The sequence below is a fragment of the Oceanobacillus manasiensis genome (genome assembly GCF_000724085.1).
Lineage (GTDB): Bacteria > Bacillota > Bacilli > Bacillales > Amphibacillaceae > Oceanobacillus_B > Oceanobacillus_B manasiensis.
Genome location: NZ_CCDL010000001.1, coordinates 1,545,202 through 1,566,303, shown reverse-complemented (window position 1 = coordinate 1,566,303; position 21,102 = coordinate 1,545,202). Strand labels below are relative to the sequence as shown.

Genomic DNA, 21,102 nt, shown 5'->3' with positions numbered 1-21,102 from the left:
TAATAGGCACAGAAAAACCGCCCCATCAAACGATGAGGCGGCTTTCCATCTATCTATTTATTTGCAAAGAATTTCTCTGCTTTTTCTAGGAATACTTCTTGTTCTGGTGTTATATCGTATTCTTCCTCTATTGCATCTACTGGACAGACGGCTTTACATGCTCCACAATCGATACAAATATCTGGATCTATGTAAAACTGATCTGGGCCTTCCTCTATACAATCAACTGGACACACACTGACACATTCGGCTGCTTTCTCCGGTCCGCATGGATCCAATATAACGAATGCCATTTAAGTTACCTCCCTTATTACGTAAAAGATAGCTAGTATCTCTTCTATTATGATACATGAGAGGACAATTGCAAGTAAACAGCTTAGAACAAATTCCCGCTATTTTTCGAAGTAAAGTTCGTAATGTAATGCACATCCTGGGTTAAAAGGTGCATGACAGGAAGGACAAGCATAGCCTGACTTTAAATATTCACCAATACTTAGTTCATTACCACAAGACCCGCAAAGTATGGCTTTATTATCGAATTTCTCCTTTGGCCAAACTTCTTTTTTCCCACAACCGTACTCCTCATGACATTTATAGCACGGGTAATATTCCTGACAGCAATAAAACTTTATTGCAATCCGGTCTGTAGGCCCGTGATAATGCTCACAACGTGTCTCATTGTCGATAGAACCTTTTATATTAAAACCATGTATATTCAAAAAATTAGCCCCTTTACAATGTTTTACTTACTCTTTCAGTGGGAAAAGCTTAGATATAATCATTATAAAGGAGTTTGTCAAAATGAAAACATATAGTGTCGTACCAAATGTAGATGTGTCAGGATGGTTTGTTAAGCTAGAAAACGTTGCACCAGAAGATGTATACGAGGCAAAAGATGACGCCATCGCTGCCGCAGAGCAAATGGCTAAAGAAAACACACCAAGCATGGTGGAAATTATGGACAAGAACCATAACGTCATAGAAGAAAAACGATTCTAGTAGTTTACATTTCTATCGCGAGGGTACTAGTAAACTAAATCAATAAAAGGCAGGAGAGATGAACAATGGAAAAAACAAAAAATAACAAAGTTGGATTACTAGTAGGTGCTGGAGCTTTAGCAGGTATTTCCTTCATCCTTCTGAATCCAAAAACAAGAACAAAAGTAAAAGATTCATCCATGAATGCGAAAGATTCTGTTGTAACGTACACTCAAAAGATTAAAGATGATCCAAATGGTACGAAACAGTCTCTTGTTGAAAATGCAAAACAAACACTATCTAGTGCACAGCAAGCACTTGAGAAAGTACAAAACGTTTGGGCTAATGAAGGCCAGGAATTGAAAGAGACAGCTAAAAATATTGTGGAAGATACAAAAGAGCTTGGTGACCATGCGAAAGATGCCAAAGAAGGTGTAAAGGATGCCAAGTCTGATATTGACGAAGCAAGAAACACTGCAATGGATGCTGGTAAAAAGGTGAAGAAGGAAGCAAAAGCTACTAACTCCTCTTCAAAATCCAGCAACTCTTCAAACGAAACAGATCATCATGTACTAGACGAACCAGTAAATAAAATGTAAAAGAGAAAGCGCCCATAGTGGCGCTTTTTTTAGGTATAAGATTTCTTTAACACAAGCAATTTACTATTATTAATTTCACCCCATCACCCTTACCGTTTAATAGAGTAACACATTCGGTATAACAAAAAAGGCCTAATTCCTTTCTACACTAATAAAGGATTAGGCTTTTTTTCATACAGCTATCTACTTCTTCAACTTAGCCAATTGCTCTGCCAAGGCATTATTGGTAAAGCCTTCATCCTGTTTCTTCAAGTACTTATTAACATCTTTCTTGGATACCTTATGCTTTTTCTCTTTTTGTTTTCGCTCGTTAAAGGTAGACAGTTTTTCTCTATGTCCACATTTACACATAAACATCTGGCCTTCCCCTTGTCCGCGTAGCTCGAGACGCTTATGGCATTTTGGACAGCGTGCATTTGTCTGTTTGGCGATGTTTTTCTTATGGCCACAGGAGCGATCCTGACATACGAGCATTTTGCCGTTTTTGTTCTTGATTTCAAGCATTAATTTTCCACAGTCCGGACATTTGGTTCCTGTCATATTGTCATGCTTGAACGTTTCCTGCGTGTTTTTAATCTGCTGTACCACATCTTTGGCATAATCCTTCATTTCTGCAATAAATTTATTTTTATTTAATTTCCCTTCTGCTATGAGGCTAAGCTTTTGCTCCCATTCTGCAGTAAGTGCTGGGGATTGTAGATCATTTGGTACTAAATCAAGCAACTGGCGCCCTTTTGATGTGATGAAAATATGCTTTCCTTTCATCTCCATGTACATGCCATTAAACAATTTCTCAATAATGTCAGCACGGGTGGCGACTGTTCCTAGGCCTCCTGTCTCGTTAATCGTTCCAGCAAGATGCTTTTCATCTGGTTGCATATAACGTACAGGGTTTTCCATTGCCTGAAGCAGCGCACCTTCGGTAAAGCGTTCTGGTGGCTTGGTTTCACCTTCTGTGCGAGAAATGTTTAAGTTAGAGAAGGTGTCCCCTTTTTCCACTGCAGGCAATTTCTCCTCATTCTGGCTATCCTCATCGTCAAAACGGTTGTTGTAAACCTCTTTCCAGCCTTGTTTCTTCACTGTTTTCCCTTTTGCAGAAAAGTGTTCTCCATCAATGGTTGCAACTAATGTAACCTGTTCGTATTCAAACGGATCGGAAAGAACAGCTAAAAAGCGTTTCACAACAAGGTCATAAATCTTACGTTCCTTATCATCAAGATCTGCTAGGATCACATGCTGTTCTGTCGGAATAATCGCATGGTGATCCGAAACTTTTTCATTATTCACGACAGATTTAGGCAGCTTAAATTGCTTATTCGCTAGCTTTCCTGCTACCTTGGCATATTCATCTACCCCACATGCTTTTAGACGATCCTTTAATGTTGGGACGATATCTGTAGTGAGTACTCTTGAATCTGTACGTGGATATGTCAGTACTTTATGGCGCTCGTATAGTCGTTGCATCAAGGATAGTGTTTGCTTACCAGAAAAGCCAAATATTCGGTTAGCATCCCGTTGCAATTCCGTTAAATCATATAGCTGTGGTGCATGCTTTTTCTTATACGCTTTGTCTACTTGTGTGATTTTGGCGGACTTGCCTTTTAGACGCTTGTGTAGAGCATCTGCTTTTTCCTTGGAAAAGATCCGCGTATTATTTTTTTCATCCTGCCATGTTAGTTTAAAGCCTTTATTTGTTTTTGCTACAATTCCATAAAAACTGCGTGGCTGAAAGGCTTTGATTTCGTTCTCTCTTGCCGCTATCATCGCTAGTGTTGGTGTTTGTACCCTGCCACTTGAAAGCTGTGCGTTAAACTTCGTCGTTAAGGCTCGTGTAGCATTAAGTCCAACATACCAGTCAGCTTCAGAACGTGCTACAGCTGCATGGTACAGATTTTCAAACTTTCCTCCAGGTTTTAATTGATTAAACCCATCTCGAATGGCTTTATCTGTAACAGAAGAAATCCACAGTCGCTTCACTGGTTTTGTGTTGCGCGCTTTTTCTAAAATCCAGCGTGCTACGAGCTCTCCTTCTCGTCCAGCATCTGTTGCGATAACAACAGATGAGACATCATTTCGGTTTAGAACGGATTTTACTGCATTAAACTGCTTACCAGTTTTTTTCATAACAACAAGCTTTAGCTGCTTTGGCAGCATTGGCAGGTCATCAAGCTTCCAAGTCTTATATTTTTCATCATAAACCTCAGGATCTGCCAATGTTACTAAGTGTCCCAACGCCCATGTCACGATATATTTTGAGCCTTCCATAAACCCATTGCCTTTTTTATTGCACTGTAATACACGGGCAATGTCTCGGCCCACGGAAGGTTTCTCTGCTAATACAACGATTTTACTCATACACAAAAATCCTCTCTTTTGGTTAAAGCCCTTCTTCTACTTTACCACAGAATGCAGCGGTGTTGCAGGGCCACTTCGTTGGACAGGAACAGAGTCTGCCCTCCTACCATAAGCTAAAGATACAACGAACGTGTAAAGGAATTGGTCGTATGCTTTTCTATACAGGATTATTACTTTTAGTTGTTGCCGTAAGTCTTGATGGGTTTGGTGTGGGTGTCACATATGGGATGAGGAAAATACATGTCCCTGTTGCTGCATTGTGTATTATCATGCTTTGTTCAGGTGGGATCGTACTAGTAGCGATGTCCATTGGCACAGGCATTACTGCTCTCTTATCTCCTGAAATAACGAGGTATATCGGTGGCGGAATTTTGATTGCCATTGGGTCACTTACCTTTTACAATAACTTGCGCTCTGGTAAAACACAGCAACAAAATCAAAACGCCATTACAACCGTTTTAACTGATCCTAACAAAGCAGACTTAGATAAATCTGGGAATATATCTACTTCGGAAGCCCTCTTATTAGGGGCAGCGTTAGCTTTAGACGCCTTTGGAGCAGGAATTGGTGCTTCCATGCTAGGCTATCCACCTGTTTTAACTGCCATACTCGTTGCCTGTATGAGCGGAATTTTCCTTTTTAGCGGTATCAGACTAGGTCTGTTTTTGGCTAAAAGTAAACAGATGCAGCAAATGTCTCTTCTTCCATCCGTGCTGCTCATAGCAATTGGCGTATGTAATATTATTCTATAACTGCCTGTTATAGCGGAATAAAATAATCCCGAATGCTTTAGAGGCATTCGGGATTTTTTCATTGCTTACAGCATGGAGATGATCCAACCTATAACAACGATTGCTCCGATAATCATTAGAATTGTGCGTAACATACATTTCATCCTTTCAGTGTTCGCTTGTTTTCTTTTGTCTCCTGCCTATAGCTTACCCTCTATTGGTCGGTAAAAAACATTACGAAACAATGTTAAGAAGTATTGTAATTGTCACAATGCTGATGAGTGTACTTGCAAAAGTAATGCTTGATACAAGATCAGGCTCTGTATCAAACTCAATGGCATACATCGTCGTAGTGGCTGCTGTCGGCATTGCAGAAATAATGATTAAGACCGATGCAATGAGCGGATCCACGTCCAAGATGGCCACAAAGCCAAAAGCAATGAGTGGTGCGATAATCATTTTTAATGTCACAGCCGAAGCTAACACCTGCCAGTTTAATTTCAGTCCTGTAATAGAAGCAAGCTGCATACCCAGCATAACCATCATGACAGGAATCGCGGCGTCCCCCACCATGGAAAGAGTCGAATGTGCCGCCTCCGGAACAGTTATATTAAATTGCTGAAAAGCAAAAGCAAGTATCGCCGCATAGGTGGTTGGCATTTTCATTACATTTACTACTGCCCGCTTCATGCCACTCGTACTTCGTGATGCATAATAGACACCGAAGAAATTATTTTGCAATGCTTGGACAACCATTATGAAAATGGCATATGGCACTGCCTCCTGCCCTATACTAAAAAGGACAACAGGCAATCCATAATTACCAGAGTTCATAAATCCTGTGGATAGAATGGATGCACTCTCCACAGAGGGCGACCATTTTAATAGGCGTGCCAGTATTTTATTAAGAATGACCATCATAAAAAACAAGACAAACATATAAATGAAAATAATGAAAAAATCGCTATCAAATGAAGCGTCGTACAATCCTATGAACACAAGTGCTGGTGACAGAATATAAAGGGATACAGCTGAAACAGATTTCACATCAAGCAACCGAATCCTTTGTAATACATATCCTGCAGCAAAAACTGCCATAATTGGCAAAATAACATTTAAAAATAAACTCATGATGACATCCCCACTATATATTTTTGTATTTTCCTAGTTTACCATATTTGTTTCGTTCGGGGCGGGTGAATTGGGTGGTTTCACTTCTGGGTGTTTTGGTTCCACTTTGCGTGGCTATGGTTTCACTTAGCATGACTGTGGTTTCACTTAGCATGACTGTGGTTTCACTTTTGGGTGGTGCGGTGTCACTTTGCATGGCTGTGGTTTCACTTTCCAACTCTCTCGATTCACTTCCCACCACTCCCGATTCACTTTCTAATTACAACTGTTGACAAAGAAACTAAATGTGTATATATTGTATATAATGTATATACACAATAACAAAATGAGGTTTTGTAAATGAATATTCTAATTGCTAGTACGAGCAAGGAGCCTTTGTTTCAACAAATTAAAGAACAGATTAAACAGCATATTTTTTCAGGAGAGCTTAAAGAAGGCGATGCACTTCCCTCCATGCGTACACTGGCTAAGGATTTAAAGGTTAGTGTCATTACAACGAAAAGAGCATATGAAGATTTGGAAAACGAAGGTTATCTCATCTCCTCTGTTGGCAAGGGAACCTTCGTTGCCGGTCAACAACCACATGTGTTGAAGGAATGGCAAGTGCGCGAGCTGGAGAATGAACTGGAAAAGATTGCATTGGAAGGAAAACGGCTTGGGCTTTCAAAAGGGGAACTATTGGAGCTGCTGGAAATCTATTATGAAGGAGAATAAAGGGATGAATGTAGCGGAATTTCGGAATGTAACAAAAGAAAGAAAGGATTTCACCCTAAAAAATATAAATATGACGATCCCCCGAGGCTTTGTCACAGGATTTATTGGCCCAAATGGCAGTGGCAAAACCACGACCATCCAAATGCTGATGGACCTCCTCCACCCAGATTTTGGTGTTATCAAATTATATAATGAAAGCAATAAAAACTATCGGATCAAGCAAAAGATTGGCTTTGTTTATGATGAACTTTATATGTACGACGAATTTAATATCAAGAGAATGAAATCGTTCCTTGCCCCAATTTACGAAAATTGGAATGAGAAGCTATTTGAAAAATACGTAAAAGAATTTGAATTGCCGTTAACGAAAAAACTTAAGCATTTCTCTAAAGGTATGAAAATGAAATGCTCACTACTTTTTGCACTATCCCATGAACATGAATTTATTATTATGGATGAACCAACATCCGGTCTTGACCCTATTTTCCGTAGGGAGTTGCTTGATCAATTACAGGAATTAATGCTGCGTGATAATCAAACGATTTTCTTATCCACACACATTACGACTGATCTAGAGCGCATCGCCGATTATATTGTTTTCATTTACAAAGGAGAAATCATTTTTCAAAAAAGCATGCTGGAAATACAGGAGCAGTTCCATATTGTGAAAGGGAAGCGGGAAATGATTGATGCAGATACAGAGACACTCTTTTCAGGGATAAAAATGAACCAGCATGGATTTTCAGCACTCTTTGAAGGAGACCCAACTATTTTTGATGACTATAGCGATGAAATAGTGATCGAAAATGCTAGTCTTGAAGATATAATGTACTTCCTGACGAGGGAGGGACATGCATGATCACACAGTTAATGAAAAAGGATCTTTACCTAAATGGTGTTTATTACTTAGTTATTGTGCCCTTAATCCCTGTTTTTTACGTTATCGAGCTGTCAGATATCTACTTTTTCTTTGCTATAATCTTAGGTTTTCTTTTCAGCCTATTTTATAGTGATAATCTCAATAACGTGAATCGCTTTATAGGAAGTCTCCCTGTCAAGCTTCACCACATCGTATTAAGCAGATATGCATCTTTGCTATTATTCGTGATCGGCTTCTTACTTTACGTTTGGCTTGTTGATAGTCTCGCTCATTATGGGTCGCCCTATTTGGCCTCCCAACAGATAGACTCCATAAGTATGACTATTTTGTTTACTACTATTTGTATAATTGTTTCCATATCTTTTCCAATCTACTATTATGTAGAATCTTTTAACAAAGCTTTCTTTTTTCAAATAATATTTTTACTCTTCAGTTCCTTCACTTTTGCAATTTTCCAAGGAAATGAACTGATTTCTTTTCACGAACCGTTTTTAAAATGGCTATTCGATGTGATTGCCTTTCAACCAATAGTTATTCTAATCGTAATATCTTTTGTATTCTTATACCTGTCCTACCTTTTATCTGCAAAAATATACACTAAAAAAGCGAAAGTGTGAAAGGAGGATCCCGATGCTACACTTTGTTAAATATGATCTTATGATGCCTACTTGGGGAACAATACTGCTTTTTCTCCTTACCATACCAATGTTTTATGCTGTTATGTTTCCCTTGTATTTTATTTTTGTTGCCTATGTACTGGCAATTACAGTAGGCTTATTTTTTACCGACCAGCGGGAGAAAAGTAAGCTTTATATGTCTAGTCTTCCTGTCAATAGGGTTTCGATCGTGCGAGGTAGATATGTGTCCATTTTAATGGTAAGTATATGTTTCGTCTTATACCAAAGCATATGGGGGAGGATCCTCAGCCTTACGTTAGAAAATAACTATTATGTTTATAGCTGGAAGGATATGCTGGTCCTTTTGTGTATAGCAGCCTTAATAGAAGTTGTTGCTATTCCAATTTATTATGGTCTTTCTTCCTTTTTAATGGCTACTGGAATCCTAGCATTTTTGTATTTTCTCTCCATAATCTTAACCCTACCTCCTCTAACTAACGTTTTAGGGATGGAGCATGAGATTATCTTTAATGACCTTGATCCAGGATATGTACTACTCGTTGAAAAGTATATTCCTTTTCAGCCTTATATAACGCTTGTCTTGGCTACAGCTATCCTTTTCTATCTTTCCTTAAAGCTATCCGAACTGTTGTTTGTTAAAAAGGAAAAGGTGACTTGAAAATAGTATGTTTTCGAGAGGCTATGCCGTTAATTATATCCTTGTGTTTTCTCAATAAAAAACAGCCTGGAACCTATGTAATTACTGGTTCTTTGGCTGTTTCTGTTTGTCAAAAAGTTGTATTATAATACACCCTATTTGAATTCTCCTATATTTATCCCTATGAGGTTTATGTTCACTTATTTTCTACCCTTTACCTTACCTTTAGAAGTTGCCGGAATGCAATTTCAACCCGATGGATATTTTTATCCTTATTTCTTTTAAAACGAATGGTGGTATCTTGGTCCCTCACGGATGTTAAAAACTGGTCATTACCAATTGGTTTAAGTACTCTAGTAGCAAAGCCAGGAATTGTCACATACAGCTCATCATTTTCTAAATAGAACGTGCTTGTAATGCCATCATTTGCTACGAAAGTTCCTTCAAACTCTTTTAAACTTTCATGTGGTATGTCGACAATCTCGACATTTAAGTGTGAAGCGTCAGTTGGTTTTCCTAAGTTACCTGCAAATGCGCTAAATAAAAGTTTGGAAGACGGGGCTTCTGCAAGATTTGCAAGCGATATTCCGGTTAATCCGAGTTCTGGAAGAATTCCCATTTGGGCTGTTACCCCTTTTATATCTCCACCATGGTGAATGAGCTTATATCCAAAGAAATCTGGAATAATCATGACGCCGTATCCGTAATAAGTATCATGTGAACACTGCATGTAAGGTGTCGTCATAACCTTCACACTTTCAGTGGATAGAATTCTTGCACTTCCAACTTTTCCTTCATTTCGTATCACTTCCATGAATTTGAGCATATCATTCAATGTCGATTTTATAAATCCTGCTGCACGCATTGCAGGCGCATCCCATGCATGATTGGACCTCTCTATCATTTTTTCATCCTCATTATTTTCCATGACATATAAGACGGCTATATCTTCATATCCCTTCAAGTCTTCATATTGAAAAACACTATGGTGCATGCCAGCAGGAGTAAAAATATTTTCTTGCACATATTGTTCATATGACATACCACTAACCCTTTCTATAATTGCACCTAAAAGGGCATAACCGTCATTGGAATAACTGAATTCTGTTCCTGGTTCCCCGAGCATTGTGAATTCTGTTTTTGCAATGGTATCCATTAAATCCGCATGTGTATCAATTGTTTGAATCGCATCCAATGGATTTCCTTGCTGTGGATCTACTTTAAAGTCTGGATCACTTTCTATACTTTTCTTTACTGACCCCATTAAAGTGGCTAATGGTGGAAGGCCTGATGAGTGCACCAAAAAATGGTGTAGACTTATTTTTTCGGATTGTTCTTTATTACGCGTTTTAAAAGCAGGTAAATAGTTGCTGACAGGGTCATGTACGTTTAGCTTTCCCTTCTCCTGTAACTGAAGAATAGCAATTGCTGTAACGGCTTTTGTTATGGAACCTACCCCAAATACGGTATCCAGTGATAACGGTAGCTCAGCTTCACTGTCCCGGTATCCAAACGCTTTCTCATACCCTATTTTACCATTTTCAGCTATTCCCATTGCAAATCCAGGTACGTGATATCTTTTCAAAATGTCATCAAAATATTGTTCGAATTCGCGGACCACTGTTTCTTTTCTCATAAAATAAACCCTACTCTCTTTTTTGTCTTTAGATACACTTTAATCTTCTCAGGTCGCTTATGCACCCTCCGTTAGTTTGGTATTATCTACGACTTCAGACCGATATTCACATATGTTATATTGCAAACGAAATTCTTCTTGACAACGTACAGCATATATGAGATTATAAACGTTGGTATTAAAAAGAAGTAACAGATAAGTGATCTGGCATTCTACAATGTTTTTGAAGATGCTTATTCACACTGGCGCGACTAAGGGGTCGCAAGGACATAAGAGCAGGTAGGGCTTATGTTGCTTAAGTTAGAGAACAACCAGTGGAACACGTACCGCGGTTAAGTGAAATTCTAAAAAAACCTCATAAAGGTTTTCGAATTATAAATGAAGAATATATGGCTTGTAGCCTAAATACGCCTGGAAATCGTATGTTTTCCGAGGTTATAAAAAGAATTTCCCACCCGATATACTCGGGGTTAATAAAAATTTAAATCTTATGTGTTACTTTGCAAATCAAAGGGGTACTCTTACTAGTGAGTACCCCTTTTCCAATCCTACATAAATGAAAGAAGGTTTGCTGATGAGTGATTTACCTATAGGTACTATCCAGACGATGGTGGTACTACGAAAAATTGAAACAGGCTATGTTCTGCAAAAGGATCTAGAAGAAGCATTGCTGCACGAAAATGAAACCGAAACGGAGCTTGAAGTCGACCAAGAAGTAGAAGTTTTCCTTTATCAGGATAAAAAGGGAAACACCATCGCTACAACAAAACTTCCCCATATCCAAATGGATGAATACGGATGGGCAGAAGTGTCAGAAGTCCTTGCTAATCTTGGAGCTTTCGTTAATATCGGCACGACAAAAGAAATTCTTGTTTCCAAGGATGATCTTCCCCTGTTTGAATCGGTTTGGCCCAAAAAAGGAGACAAGCTTTTTGTTACACTGGGTAAAGACCAGAAAGGCAGACTGCTTGCCATCCCTGCAACAGAAGGAGTAATTGCGCGCGAAGTAGAGATGGCGCCAGAGGAATTGCTGAACCAACAGGTGTCTGGGACGGTTTACCATACGAGCAGAGAAGGCGCTGCTATCCTAACAACAGAAGATTATCGTGGATTTATTCATCACACCGAGCGAAAAACAGAGCCTCGCCTAGGTGAACTTGTAACCGGTCGTGTAATTGAAGTAAGACATGATGGCACCTTAAATGTTTCACTTCGTCCCTTGAAACAAGACAGCATGGGAGAAGATGCGGACGCGATATTGGAACACCTTGAATTAAGCGGTGGCGTTATTCCTTTCGATGATAAAAGCGATCCAGAAGACATTCGGGGCACATTCCAAATTAGTAAAGCTGCATTTAAACGTGCGCTTGGGAAATTAATGAAAGAAGGAAAAGTAGAACAGCGTGACGGAAGTACGTATTTGAAATAGAGCGCACCTGTTTGAAGGGGTTCCCTACTTCTCTACAAGATTTTAATGAAACAGAGAAATTCCTCACCAAGTCGGTGAGGTTTTTTTATACAAAAAAGCCTGTAGAAAGCATTGCTCTCTACAGACTTACTATAAAGTAAAACTAATCTCTTATTTACGCTTCAGCGTTAGCATATGAATCTAGTATCGCTGTGATAATGATACCAAGGGCTGCTGCAAAAAAGAATGCAATTCCCCATCCACCAAAACCTAGACCCATGATATCTACCTTACCGACAAGTGCTGCAAGAACGACAAATACACCACCCATAAGTGCAACAATAAGACTTGGAAAATAGCCAATATGTTTATCTTTTGATACCGCTTTAGAAATAAATAGACTTATTGCTACAAGAACTGCAGCCGTAATGCCCCCAACAGTTAAAACTGATTCTACCATTTCTTCACCCCATAAATTATGTATTAATCTACTTCTAGTCTACAATTGAACAGATGTAAAGTCAATTACAGGAAGGCTTAGTCTATATGCTAACTCAATCATAGACTACCCTGCCTACCTGCCCATCTTCAAGGCGAACTTTTATGCCATGTGGATGGTACGACGAATTAGTCAGCAAATCTTTTACAACCCCTGCTGTTCGCTTCCCTGATCTTTGGTCCTTCTTTAAAATAACTTCAACTTCTAATCCTGGATATATATTTTTACGGTGTCTTCCATCAACCTGCATTTTTAATTAACTCCTTTTAATTAACTCTCTTCATTATATACTATTTCCTTTGTCCAAAAAAAGGATTCCCCCTATTTATGTCGAATAGTATTAGTAAAGGAGGGTCACCTATGCAAACATTTGAAAATTACACTTATGAGCGACCAGATATGCAAGCAGAAAAAGAGAAATTCCAAACATTGTTAAAAGACTTTAAAGAGGCTTCTTCCTACCAGGAAGCAACAAAAGCAATGGAAACAATTAATAAACAAAGAAGTACGTTAGATACGATGTCTAACCTTGTTCATATCCGCGCTTCGATCGATACGAATGATGAATTCTATCAAAAAGAGCGAGACTTTTTTGATGAAGTAGGACCACAGTTCTCTGAAATGACTACCGCTTTTTATAAAGAGTTGATCTCCTCCCCTTATCGTGAAGAGTTAGAAAAACAATGGGGCTCTCAACTTTTTCAGATTGCCGACTATCAAATTAAGTCATTTTCTCCAGAGGTTATGAGTCTATTACAAGAAGAAAACAAATTAACTTCTGCATACAATAAGCTTGTAGCATCTGCTGAAGTGGAATTCCAAGGTGGAACGTATACATTAGCACAGTTAGGGCCCTTTGCTGAGCACAAGGATCGTGCTGTAAGGAAAGAAGCAATGAATGCAAGTGCTGGTTTCTTCGCATCCAATGGCGAGAAGTTTGACGAAATCTATGACAAGCTAGTAAAAGTACGTCATAAAATTGCAGTCAAATTAGGCTATAAAAACTTCGTTGAGCTTGGCTATGTACGTATGCAACGAATTGATTATAATGCTGAAATGGTGGACGTGTTCAGAAAACAGGTTCGAGACGTTATTGTGCCGCTTGCTTCCAAACTTTATAAAAAACAGGCAGAGCGTATCGGAATCGATAATCTGAAGTTCTATGATACAAATTTTGATTTTAAGACAGGGAACGCTACACCAAAAGGTTCTCCTGAATGGATTATTGAAAATGGCAAAAAGATGTACGAAGAACTATCTGATGAAACAAATGAATTTTTCCAATTCATGCTTGATCGCAATTTAATGGATCTAGAAGCAAAGAAAGGGAAAGAAGCTGGTGGATATTGTACTTACCTTGAGGACTTTAAGGCACCATTCATTTTCGCCAATTTCAATGGAACTTCTGGCGATATTGATGTCCTCACACATGAAGCTGGTCATGCATTCCAAGTGTATTCCAGCAGACAAATTGGTGTTCCAGAGTATATGTTCCCGACATATGAAGCAGCGGAAATCCATTCCATGAGTATGGAATTCTTCACATGGCCGTGGATGGAACTATTTTTCAAAGAGGATACCGATAAATATAAATATGCCCATCTAGCAAGTGGACTTCACTTTATTCCATACGGGGTTGCCGTTGATGAATTCCAGCATCTTGTTTATGAAAACCCTGAATGGACTCCAGATGAGCGCAAACAAGCGTGGAAAAAGCTAGAGGAAACGTACCTTCCGCACGTGGATTATGATGGAAATGCTTATTTGGAAGCTGGTAGCTATTGGCAGCGCCAAGGTCATATTTATGATGTTCCATTCTATTATATCGACTACACTTTAGCGCAAATTTGTGCATTCCAGTTCTGGAAAAAATCGAGAGAAAATCAGGAGCAGGCATGGGAAGATTATCTTCGTCTATGTAAGCTTGGTGGATCCAAGTCATTCTTGGGGCTTGTTGAGGCAGCTGATTTAAAGTCACCATTTGAGCAAGGTACAGTGGAAGATACCGTTGAAGTTATTGAAAAATGGCTGGATAGTGTCGACGACAAAGCTTTATAACATATAAAAACAGGCCGAATGATATGCATCATATCCATTCGGCCTGTTTCTTTAATTTTGCATTATACATTGTTTAAGCTACACTAACTTCGTTCCGTTTAACGAATTTAGTAAATGCATAACGCACAAGCGGTCCCATGATGATAAGCTGTAATGGCAATGCTAAGATCACGTTTTTCATGGCGATAGAAGCATAGCTTTCCAACAAGGAGCCTTCTCCTAAACCACCCACTACGGATGCAGTTATCAATCCATAAAGCGACATACATATTACCATTCCTAAAACCATTAGGACAGACATGGTCAGGATTTTAACAATTTTCATGTCTTGTTTAATAGGTAGTGAAAATGCAATTTTCCTCGCAACAGGGCCCACAAAATATAAATCCAAAGCAAATGCTACGATAAATCCTAATAGTAGATTAAAAATAATTCCTGTGACCGGAATAACCCCGAGCAGATCTTGCATGAACAAATTATAAAAGGTCATTACAATAACCATTCCTGAGCACATCATTAATCCAAAATAAAAGCTTTCTTTTTTTGTTGTTGGCATATTCCCTCATCCCTTCTTCTAAAGTACTTTGTTATTATATAGGTTTTAAAAAATCTTCATAAGTGAACATTTTGTGACCATTTTGTTTGAAGTAGAGATGGTATATATCGGTAGTTATTCATAACGAATTCCGTTGGACATTTTTTCGAGCTGTTCCCAATCTTGTATTTGAATTAAGTGCTTGTCCTTTTCTATAATCTCATTTTGGATAAGATTTTGAATTACTCTGTTAAGATGACGGTATGTTGTGCCAAGCAACCCCGCTATCTCTTGTAAGTTTGTTGTTTTTAATTCTAAACCAAAAGGTTGATCTGAATCAGCAGAATGTGTAGACAAAAGATAGCTCGCAAACCTGTTCTCAACAGATGCTAATGAATTCACCCGGGAAGCTGTCGTACAGGTTTGTAATTTGTAGGTCACGTGATCTAATAATATTTGCAAAAATTTGGGATTGTCCATTTCATGCTTTTTTATATAGTCTCGTGGTAGACCAATCAAGAGGCTCTCCTCTACTGCCTTTATTTGTGATTGAACTGGAACATCCCTTACAAGTTCAATATCTCCTATAATTGAAAATGGCTGCACAAACCGTAAGAGAAGTGATTTTCCCGTTGCTACACTTGAAGTTACTTTTACTTTTCCTTCTACTAAAAACAGCAATGATTCTAGTTCTCTTCCTTCATGTAGAATAATTTCTTGTGATTTAAAAGATTGAAGTGTCCAAGGTAGATCTTTTTGAAAAGCAAATATTTCATCAAGCTCGTACTTTTCTATGGTTTTATAGAGAAATTTCTTATCTTGAATTAATTTCATGTGACCACTCCTTTTGGGACATATGTCCTTTTCATTATAATACAACCTGCTATGATAGTTACACGAACACGTTTTTTGGGGGTATTTTATGAATTATGTATTTGATTTAGATGGAACGATTTGTTTTAAAGGCGAGCCTGTTTCAGAAACAATCTTAAGATCATTGGAGCAATTGGTACAGGACGGACATGAGGTAATATTTGCCTCAGCTAGACCAATACGTGATATTCTTCCGGTCTTACCTGAACGCTTCCACCATTATCCTATGATTGGAGGCAACGGCTCGCTTGTGGCTAAAAATGGCAAAATACTTTCAGCCTTTACGTTTAGTGAAGAAACACTTGCTGAAATTTTATCCTTAATTAACATTAACCAGCTTAATTACTTAATAGATGGCGAATGGAATTATGCTTATACTGGTCCTGCTACACATCCTATATTAAAGAATCTAGATATTCAAAACCGTGCTAAGAACATACCACTAAACCAGCTACAATCTATTGTAAAGATTTTATTGTTCGCGTCTGCAGGTATAGAGACTATGGAAGAAAGGTTGAGCTTGTTAGATGTGGGGCTTAACAAACATGACAATGAAGGAATTTTAGATATTAGTCCTAGTGGTATTAATAAGTGGCATGGATTGCAACAGCTGGGAATAGAAGACGGCGAGTACATTGCATTTGGGAATGATGTAAATGACATTGCGATGTTCCAACATGCTTTACATTCGGTAATGGTTGGTGAGAATAAGCAACTAGCTCCGTTTGCATCAGAAATACTATTGGTACCAGAGATCGAAAGCCTGTTGCCGAAAAAACTACAAGAATTAAATGAGAAGCAGACATCATTAAACATATAACCAATTCATGCAAATAAAGCTTCTTTTGTTATACTGTGGGGATTATCACCGTAATTCACATTTTAGATCACACTAGAAAAAGCTTAGAGAAGTTTTTCCTCTAAGCTTTTTTATAATTCGTTCCAATTTTAATTGCAAAAATACTTTATCACTCTTTTACTTCAATAAATTCAATATAAGTACCCTTATTTAATGCAAAATATAGATTTTTAAAATGACTTACTTTATCCGTATTCGTCATTTCATAATCAGCATCACTAATTTCCGCTGCGTACGTACTGAAATCTATCTCACTTTCTTTAACATTTAAACTTAGTTTTAATATTTCATTGTCATTTTTAAAATGAAGCAAAAGAACATTGTCATTTAATTCATATGTTCCCTCTCCGTTTTGAATAGAGCTCGTGAATGATTTTCCATCTAAAAACTCTACTGTCAAAAGGGACGCATATTTATCAGGATCATCAGCATCCCCCTCTATTGCCATGTTTGGATCCAAGGATGGATAACTAAGTTTAAAGGTTTTTCCAGCTAATTCGTCGTTACCATTACAAGCTGAAAGGAAAAGTACAAGAAAGAGTGATAATAAAATGAATCGCTTTTTCATCATGTTTGCCCCCTTTTTCTTAATATACAAAATAGTTTTATTACTATATATACGAAAGAAAACAGGATAAAGTTTCACTCTATTGAACATAAGTTAAAAGAATAAGTAAAAAATGTGATTTACTTGCTCTATCTCACAGTATAATCGTTATGTTGGGATTGGAGATGTTTAATTTCCTCACCTATATGAAAAACTATGTTAGAATTTCCTATATACTATGCACAGAAAAAGGAGAGCCACATGTCATATAAAATATTATTCCTCGATATAGATGGAACGATCTTAAAACCAGATCACACATACACCGAATCTACGAAGAATGCCATCGCAGAAGTAAAAAGACAAGGAGTGGAAGTTTTCCTAGCAACAGGAAGGCCGCTACATGAAATCATGGATCTTGCAGAGGAACTAGATGTACATTCCTTTGTTGGTTATAATGGCGCCTTAGGTATTTACCAAGAAGAGACTATAATCAACGAGACTTTGAAAGAGAGTACAACACAGGAGTTTCTTAAAATAGCAAAAGAACAAAACAACGAGATTGTTTTCTATACGGCTGAGAAAAATTATTTTACAAACATGACCCATCCAAAAACAAAGCAATTCATCGACATTTTTAATCTAAAACAGAATGAAAAATTCACAGAGGAAATAACAAGCAACGTACTTAGCGGCACATTACTGAATTTGCAACCTGAAGATGTGGCAGCATATGAAAAAGAAGCAGATATACACTTGTCGCAAGTGAATGTGGAAGGTGCAGAACACTCTTACGATATTATCCGTCAAAGCGTGAACAAGGGTGTGGCTGTAGAACGGATTATGGATCGCTTAGGTGTTAGGAAGGAACAAACAATTGCATTTGGCGATGGGATGAATGATAAAGAAATGCTACAAACAGTTGGAGAAGGATTCGCCATGGGAAATTGCGCTACAGAACTTCTACCCTATGCGAAGCACCAAACCACTACTGTAACAGAGTCGGGGATCGCAAACGGACTGAAACAGCTCGGCTTGCTTAAATAAGAAAACGGAGCAGCACCTTTGAAAGGTGATATGCTCCGTTTTTATTTTGTATAAATGTAATGGAATTAGTTTTGAGAAGTGAATCAGGTTACATGTAATGTGGGACACCACTTCGGCTTTTAGTGAAACAACTACTATACTACTTTTTTATAGCAGAAAACCTCCATATATTAATGCCCCAGCTATAACAAAAGCAGGATGAACCTTTATACGTTCAATTAGAAAATAACTAGCTCCCGTTAAAAACACTGTCTGCCATATACCTATTCCTTCATAGGATTCGAATAAAAAGCGCCATGCCATGACACCAAGCAGGATTGCGATAACTGGCCGCACAAACAGGGTAAGTCTTTTTACTTTTGGAGAATCCTTATATTTAAAAAGAATGCGCAATAAAAGGATCATTAAAATTAACGATGGTGCTACAGCCGCAAATAAACCTACAGTCGCCCCAAGCACGCCCCCTACGTCATAACCAATATATCCAGCTAGCTTTGTTGCGATTGGACCAGGTAATGCGTTAGCTAGTGCCAGCATTTCACTGAATTCTTGAACACTCATCCATTCAAAACGGCCCACCACTTCATTTTCAACAAGTGGGATGGATGCAGGTCCTCCACCATAACCGAGAATGCCTGGTATGAAAAAGGCGACAAATATTTCCCAATATATCATGAAGGATCACGCTCCTTACTTGGTTTATCTTTAATAAGGAGTGCAATGACAAGCAAGCTGGCAATGATAATACCAGGATGCACACCTACCAACTGTAAAAGCACAAAAAGTATAACCACCATAATGGCAGTTTTCACCCAACCTAGTCCGCTACCGGATTTCGCAACAAATTGCCAGGTTAAAACAGCTAGCATCATTCCTACAACTGGGATTACAGCTGCTGTCATTCCCTGCACCCAGTCATAACCTTTTATGGAGGAAAGCGAGCCAAGTAAGATGATCATAAGGAGAATCGTAGGGACACTGGTTGCTATTACTGCGTTTAACATACCCCAAATTCCTGATACTCGATAGCCTATATAGCCCGCAAGCTTTGTAGCAATTGGTCCAGGGAGGGTGTTTCCCAATGCGAGCAGGTCACCAAACTCTTCATTATCCATCCATTTGTATTTCTCAATTACTTCCTTTTGAATTAGAGGTATAGAAGCAGGCCCGCCCCCATATCCAAGTATCCCCACACGAAAGAAAGCGATAAATAAATTCCAATGTGTTTTCATACGTCACGAACCTTTTCAACAAAATTATGATGAATTTCTCTTTAGTTGTTAATCTTCAATTAATGCCTACCCGGCTTACCAGGCGGAAACAGTGCCATCCGTACGTGATTCAGTTCCACCGATCAAAATACCAGTCTCCGGGTCTCGCCAAATTATTTGGCCTCTACCGAAGCTATTTGGCTCTAATTGAATTTGGATTTTATGTCCTTTATCTGCCAAACCTTGTGCCAGATGATGCGGAAAACGATTTTCAACTTCTAACTGTTTCTCCTTCAACCATTGCCAACGAGGTGCATCCAAGGCTGCCTGCGGATTTAAACCAAAGTCGATTGTGTTCATTACCACTTGCACATGGCCCTGTGGTTGCATAAATCCACCCATCACACCGAATGGCCCAACAGGTTTGTCATCCTTCGTTAAGAATCCTGGAATGATTGTATGGTACGTGCGCTTTCCACCTGCCAATGCGTTCACATGATCAGGGTCCATGGAAAAATTATGCCCGCGATTTTGCAAGGCTATTCCCGTTTCTGGTACAACGAGACCTGAACCAAAGCCCATATAATTACTCTGTATAAAGGAAACCATATTTCCTTCACCATCAGCTGTTGCTAAGTAGACAGTACCGCTGCTGTTCGGCTCCCCTGCTTCAGGCAACAACGCTTTATCTGTGATGAGCTTCCTGCGTGTTTCCGCATAAGCTTCACTTAGAATGTCTGCTGTAGTATGATGCATAGCATTCTCTTCTGTCACATGTTTTTGACCATCGGCAAAGGCTAGTTTTATTGCTTCAATTTGTTTGTGATATGTATCAACAGATTCTTTTTCATTAAAAGTAAAGCCTTTTAATATATTTAGTGCTTGTAGAGCAATAATACCCTGCCCGTTTGGTGGGATTTCCCAAACATCATAACCTCGGTAATTCACACGAATTGGATCTACCCAATCTGGCTTGTATGATGCTAGGTCCTCTGCTGTTAAGAAGCCATCATTTTCTTTTGAGAAAGCAGCAATTTTCTCGGCGATCTCTCCTTTATAAAAGGATTCGCCCTTGGTTTCAGCAATAGAACGAAGCGTTTTTGCATGATCGGCTGAAGACCAAATTTCACCTACTTTTGGAGCACGCCCTTTTGGTGCAAAGGTTTTAAACCAGTTTTCAAAAACGTCATCTGTTAGTCTTTCCTTAAATACCTCATATCCACGAGACCAAAACTTTCCTAAGGTTGGGGAGATAGGGTAACCTTCTTCTGCATACGTGATGGCTGGCTGTAAAACTTCTGTCAAAGGTAGCTTTCCAAACTTTTTAGATAGTTCCGCCCATGCGCCAGGCGCCCCAGGTACCGTAACGGGAATCCAGCCATGCGTCGGGATTGATTCATGACCTTTTTCTTTTACTGCCTCGATCGAAATGCTTTCAGGTGAACGTCCACTAGCATTAAGGCCATGCAATTTCCCTTTTGTCCAAACAAGAGCAAAGGCATCTCCACCAATGCCATTTGATGTTGGCTCTACAACAGTAAGACACGCTGCAGTGGCGATTGCTGCATCAATGGCATTTCCGCCCTTTTTTAAAATATCTAATCCAGCCTGTGAAGCTAAAGGCTGAGATGTTGCCACCATCCCATTTTTGGCATATGTTGCATGCCTTGTTACCGGATATGGATAGGATGGGTTTGTGAATGAGTCCATAAATTTCGCTCCTTCGTTGTCTGAATTATATAAAACATCATACGAAATGCAAGCTG

The 21,102-nt window shown here is 38.8% G+C and carries 25 protein-coding genes; 11 read left to right on the top strand and 14 right to left on the bottom strand.

All coding sequences use genetic code 11. The features are described from left to right. Positions 1 to 53 precede the first annotated feature (53 nt). Positions 54 to 293: an indolepyruvate ferredoxin oxidoreductase subunit alpha gene (locus BN985_RS07710; protein WP_036575320.1), complete on the bottom strand. Its 240-nt coding sequence runs from the start codon at positions 291 to 293 to the stop codon at positions 54 to 56. A gap of 99 nt (positions 294 to 392) precedes the next feature. Next, positions 393 to 719, bottom strand: coding sequence for a CHY zinc finger protein (locus BN985_RS07705; protein ID WP_042222307.1), 327 nt, complete (start codon positions 717 to 719; stop codon positions 393 to 395). Between the two features lie 82 nt (positions 720 to 801). Between BN985_RS07705 and BN985_RS07700 the strand changes: the two genes are divergently transcribed. After that, complete coding sequence (locus tag BN985_RS07700) at positions 802 to 999, top strand: DUF2188 domain-containing protein (RefSeq protein ID WP_036575325.1); 198 nt, start codon at positions 802 to 804, stop codon at positions 997 to 999. A 65-nt stretch (positions 1,000 to 1,064) separates the two neighbouring features. Continuing rightward, the gene (locus tag BN985_RS07695) at positions 1,065 to 1,577 is read left to right on the top strand and encodes a YtxH domain-containing protein (protein WP_042222301.1); all 513 of its coding nucleotides are present in this window, start codon (positions 1,065 to 1,067) and stop codon (positions 1,575 to 1,577) included. Between the two features lie 183 nt (positions 1,578 to 1,760). On the opposite strand, the gene BN985_RS07690 is transcribed toward BN985_RS07695, so the two are convergent. Further along, the gene (locus tag BN985_RS07690; protein WP_042222299.1) at positions 1,761 to 3,932 is read right to left on the bottom strand and encodes a DNA topoisomerase III; all 2,172 of its coding nucleotides are present in this window, start codon (positions 3,930 to 3,932) and stop codon (positions 1,761 to 1,763) included. 149 nt (positions 3,933 to 4,081) lie between these two features. On the opposite strand from BN985_RS07690, the gene ytaF reads away from it, so the two are divergent. Beyond that, positions 4,082 to 4,684, top strand: a complete 603-nt coding sequence (gene ytaF / locus BN985_RS07685) for a sporulation membrane protein YtaF (RefSeq protein ID WP_042222297.1) — start codon at positions 4,082 to 4,084, stop codon at positions 4,682 to 4,684. A gap of 213 nt (positions 4,685 to 4,897) precedes the next feature. On the opposite strand, the gene BN985_RS07680 is transcribed toward ytaF, so the two are convergent. Further along, positions 4,898 to 5,794 (bottom strand): AEC family transporter, encoded by an 897-nt coding sequence (locus BN985_RS07680; RefSeq protein WP_042222295.1) that lies wholly within the window; start codon positions 5,792 to 5,794, stop codon positions 4,898 to 4,900. A 13-nt stretch (positions 5,795 to 5,807) separates the two neighbouring features. Continuing rightward, positions 5,808 to 6,032 (bottom strand): hypothetical protein, encoded by a 225-nt coding sequence (locus BN985_RS07675; RefSeq protein ID WP_156960097.1) that lies wholly within the window; start codon positions 6,030 to 6,032, stop codon positions 5,808 to 5,810. Between the two features lie 101 nt (positions 6,033 to 6,133). Here BN985_RS07675 and BN985_RS07670 point away from each other — a divergent pair, with 101 nt between their 5' ends. From BN985_RS07670 to BN985_RS07655, 4 genes are read left to right on the top strand one after another with little or no spacing between them, the layout of a single operon-like run. Further along, the gene (locus tag BN985_RS07670) at positions 6,134 to 6,508 is read left to right on the top strand and encodes a GntR family transcriptional regulator (RefSeq protein WP_042222290.1); all 375 of its coding nucleotides are present in this window, start codon (positions 6,134 to 6,136) and stop codon (positions 6,506 to 6,508) included. A gap of 4 nt (positions 6,509 to 6,512) precedes the next feature. Then, positions 6,513 to 7,367 (top strand): ABC transporter ATP-binding protein, encoded by an 855-nt coding sequence (locus BN985_RS07665; RefSeq protein ID WP_042222288.1) that lies wholly within the window; start codon positions 6,513 to 6,515, stop codon positions 7,365 to 7,367. Further along, complete coding sequence (locus tag BN985_RS07660) at positions 7,364 to 8,005, top strand: ABC-2 transporter permease (RefSeq protein ID WP_042222286.1); 642 nt, start codon at positions 7,364 to 7,366, stop codon at positions 8,003 to 8,005. The genes BN985_RS07665 and BN985_RS07660 overlap by 4 nt, the downstream gene beginning before the upstream one ends. Before the next feature lie 13 nt (positions 8,006 to 8,018). After that, on the top strand, positions 8,019 to 8,684 hold the full coding sequence (locus tag BN985_RS07655) for an ABC-2 transporter permease (RefSeq protein WP_042222284.1): 666 nt from the start codon (positions 8,019 to 8,021) through the stop codon (positions 8,682 to 8,684). Between the two features lie 193 nt (positions 8,685 to 8,877). On the opposite strand, the gene BN985_RS07650 is transcribed toward BN985_RS07655, so the two are convergent. Then, on the bottom strand, positions 8,878 to 10,299 hold the full coding sequence (locus BN985_RS07650) for a serine hydrolase domain-containing protein (protein WP_042222282.1): 1,422 nt from the start codon (positions 10,297 to 10,299) through the stop codon (positions 8,878 to 8,880). Positions 10,300 to 10,873: 574 nt separating this feature from the next. On the opposite strand from BN985_RS07650, the gene BN985_RS07645 reads away from it, so the two are divergent. After that, positions 10,874 to 11,728 carry a CvfB family protein gene (locus BN985_RS07645; RefSeq protein ID WP_042222280.1) on the top strand — a complete coding sequence of 285 codons (855 nt, stop codon included), beginning with the start codon at positions 10,874 to 10,876 and terminating at the stop codon, positions 11,726 to 11,728. 154 nt (positions 11,729 to 11,882) lie between these two features. Here the strand turns inward: BN985_RS07645 and BN985_RS07640 are convergent, their stop codons facing one another. Next, positions 11,883 to 12,167 carry a hypothetical protein gene (locus BN985_RS07640; RefSeq protein WP_042222278.1) on the bottom strand — a complete coding sequence of 95 codons (285 nt, stop codon included), beginning with the start codon at positions 12,165 to 12,167 and terminating at the stop codon, positions 11,883 to 11,885. Positions 12,168 to 12,261: 94 nt separating this feature from the next. Then, positions 12,262 to 12,456 (bottom strand): YwbE family protein, encoded by a 195-nt coding sequence (locus BN985_RS07635; protein WP_042222276.1) that lies wholly within the window; start codon positions 12,454 to 12,456, stop codon positions 12,262 to 12,264. 110 nt (positions 12,457 to 12,566) lie between these two features. On the opposite strand from BN985_RS07635, the gene BN985_RS07630 reads away from it, so the two are divergent. Next, positions 12,567 to 14,264 (top strand): M3 family oligoendopeptidase, encoded by a 1,698-nt coding sequence (locus BN985_RS07630; RefSeq protein WP_042222273.1) that lies wholly within the window; start codon positions 12,567 to 12,569, stop codon positions 14,262 to 14,264. Between the two features lie 73 nt (positions 14,265 to 14,337). Here BN985_RS07630 and BN985_RS07625 read toward each other — a convergent pair whose 3' ends face one another. Continuing rightward, positions 14,338 to 14,820 (bottom strand): hypothetical protein, encoded by a 483-nt coding sequence (locus BN985_RS07625; protein WP_042222271.1) that lies wholly within the window; start codon positions 14,818 to 14,820, stop codon positions 14,338 to 14,340. Positions 14,821 to 14,934: 114 nt separating this feature from the next. After that, the gene (locus BN985_RS07620; protein ID WP_042222270.1) at positions 14,935 to 15,633 is read right to left on the bottom strand and encodes a Crp/Fnr family transcriptional regulator; all 699 of its coding nucleotides are present in this window, start codon (positions 15,631 to 15,633) and stop codon (positions 14,935 to 14,937) included. 88 nt (positions 15,634 to 15,721) lie between these two features. Between BN985_RS07620 and BN985_RS07615 the strand changes: the two genes are divergently transcribed. Beyond that, positions 15,722 to 16,492: an HAD-IIB family hydrolase gene (locus tag BN985_RS07615; RefSeq protein WP_042222268.1), complete on the top strand. Its 771-nt coding sequence runs from the start codon at positions 15,722 to 15,724 to the stop codon at positions 16,490 to 16,492. A gap of 148 nt (positions 16,493 to 16,640) precedes the next feature. Here BN985_RS07615 and BN985_RS07610 read toward each other — a convergent pair whose 3' ends face one another. Then, positions 16,641 to 17,099: a hypothetical protein gene (locus BN985_RS07610; RefSeq protein ID WP_042222266.1), complete on the bottom strand. Its 459-nt coding sequence runs from the start codon at positions 17,097 to 17,099 to the stop codon at positions 16,641 to 16,643. A gap of 240 nt (positions 17,100 to 17,339) precedes the next feature. Between BN985_RS07610 and BN985_RS07605 the strand changes: the two genes are divergently transcribed. After that, positions 17,340 to 18,125, top strand: a complete 786-nt coding sequence (locus BN985_RS07605; protein WP_042222264.1) for an HAD family hydrolase — start codon at positions 17,340 to 17,342, stop codon at positions 18,123 to 18,125. A gap of 147 nt (positions 18,126 to 18,272) precedes the next feature. Here the strand turns inward: BN985_RS07605 and BN985_RS07600 are convergent, their stop codons facing one another. The 3 genes from BN985_RS07600 to ggt form a co-directional block, all read right to left on the bottom strand. Beyond that, the gene (locus BN985_RS07600) at positions 18,273 to 18,800 is read right to left on the bottom strand and encodes a chromate transporter (RefSeq protein ID WP_042222262.1); all 528 of its coding nucleotides are present in this window, start codon (positions 18,798 to 18,800) and stop codon (positions 18,273 to 18,275) included. Then, the gene (locus BN985_RS07595) at positions 18,797 to 19,357 is read right to left on the bottom strand and encodes a chromate transporter (protein ID WP_042222260.1); all 561 of its coding nucleotides are present in this window, start codon (positions 19,355 to 19,357) and stop codon (positions 18,797 to 18,799) included. Before BN985_RS07595 ends, BN985_RS07600 begins: the two co-directional genes overlap by 4 nt. A gap of 75 nt (positions 19,358 to 19,432) precedes the next feature. Continuing rightward, positions 19,433 to 21,046 (bottom strand): gamma-glutamyltransferase, encoded by a 1,614-nt coding sequence (ggt, locus tag BN985_RS07590; RefSeq protein WP_042222257.1) that lies wholly within the window; start codon positions 21,044 to 21,046, stop codon positions 19,433 to 19,435. Positions 21,047 to 21,102: the final 56 nt, after the last annotated feature.

Coding starts and splice junctions, on each gene's coding strand:
- BN985_RS07710 (WP_036575320.1), bottom strand. CDS start 293: ATGGCATTCGTTATATTGGATCCATGCGGACCGGAGAAAGCAGCCGAA.
- BN985_RS07700 (WP_036575325.1), top strand. CDS start 802: ATGAAAACATATAGTGTCGTACCAAATGTAGATGTGTCAGGATGGTTT.
- BN985_RS07695 (WP_042222301.1), top strand. CDS start 1,065: ATGGAAAAAACAAAAAATAACAAAGTTGGATTACTAGTAGGTGCTGGA.
- BN985_RS07690 (WP_042222299.1), bottom strand. CDS start 3,932: ATGAGTAAAATCGTTGTATTAGCAGAGAAACCTTCCGTGGGCCGAGAC.
- ytaF (WP_042222297.1), top strand. CDS start 4,082: ATGCTTTTCTATACAGGATTATTACTTTTAGTTGTTGCCGTAAGTCTT.
- BN985_RS07680 (WP_042222295.1), bottom strand. CDS start 5,794: ATGAGTTTATTTTTAAATGTTATTTTGCCAATTATGGCAGTTTTTGCT.
- BN985_RS07670 (WP_042222290.1), top strand. CDS start 6,134: ATGAATATTCTAATTGCTAGTACGAGCAAGGAGCCTTTGTTTCAACAA.
- BN985_RS07665 (WP_042222288.1), top strand. CDS start 6,513: ATGAATGTAGCGGAATTTCGGAATGTAACAAAAGAAAGAAAGGATTTC.
- BN985_RS07660 (WP_042222286.1), top strand. CDS start 7,364: ATGATCACACAGTTAATGAAAAAGGATCTTTACCTAAATGGTGTTTAT.
- BN985_RS07655 (WP_042222284.1), top strand. CDS start 8,019: ATGCTACACTTTGTTAAATATGATCTTATGATGCCTACTTGGGGAACA.
- BN985_RS07650 (WP_042222282.1), bottom strand. CDS start 10,299: ATGAGAAAAGAAACAGTGGTCCGCGAATTCGAACAATATTTTGATGAC.
- BN985_RS07645 (WP_042222280.1), top strand. CDS start 10,874: ATGAGTGATTTACCTATAGGTACTATCCAGACGATGGTGGTACTACGA.
- BN985_RS07640 (WP_042222278.1), bottom strand. CDS start 12,167: ATGGTAGAATCAGTTTTAACTGTTGGGGGCATTACGGCTGCAGTTCTT.
- BN985_RS07635 (WP_042222276.1), bottom strand. CDS start 12,456: ATGCAGGTTGATGGAAGACACCGTAAAAATATATATCCAGGATTAGAA.
- BN985_RS07630 (WP_042222273.1), top strand. CDS start 12,567: ATGCAAACATTTGAAAATTACACTTATGAGCGACCAGATATGCAAGCA.
- BN985_RS07625 (WP_042222271.1), bottom strand. CDS start 14,820: ATGCCAACAACAAAAAAAGAAAGCTTTTATTTTGGATTAATGATGTGC.
- BN985_RS07620 (WP_042222270.1), bottom strand. CDS start 15,633: ATGAAATTAATTCAAGATAAGAAATTTCTCTATAAAACCATAGAAAAG.
- BN985_RS07615 (WP_042222268.1), top strand. CDS start 15,722: ATGAATTATGTATTTGATTTAGATGGAACGATTTGTTTTAAAGGCGAG.
- BN985_RS07610 (WP_042222266.1), bottom strand. CDS start 17,099: ATGAAAAAGCGATTCATTTTATTATCACTCTTTCTTGTACTTTTCCTT.
- BN985_RS07605 (WP_042222264.1), top strand. CDS start 17,340: ATGTCATATAAAATATTATTCCTCGATATAGATGGAACGATCTTAAAA.
- BN985_RS07600 (WP_042222262.1), bottom strand. CDS start 18,800: ATGATATATTGGGAAATATTTGTCGCCTTTTTCATACCAGGCATTCTC.
- BN985_RS07595 (WP_042222260.1), bottom strand. CDS start 19,357: ATGAAAACACATTGGAATTTATTTATCGCTTTCTTTCGTGTGGGGATA.
- ggt (WP_042222257.1), bottom strand. CDS start 21,046: ATGGACTCATTCACAAACCCATCCTATCCATATCCGGTAACAAGGCAT.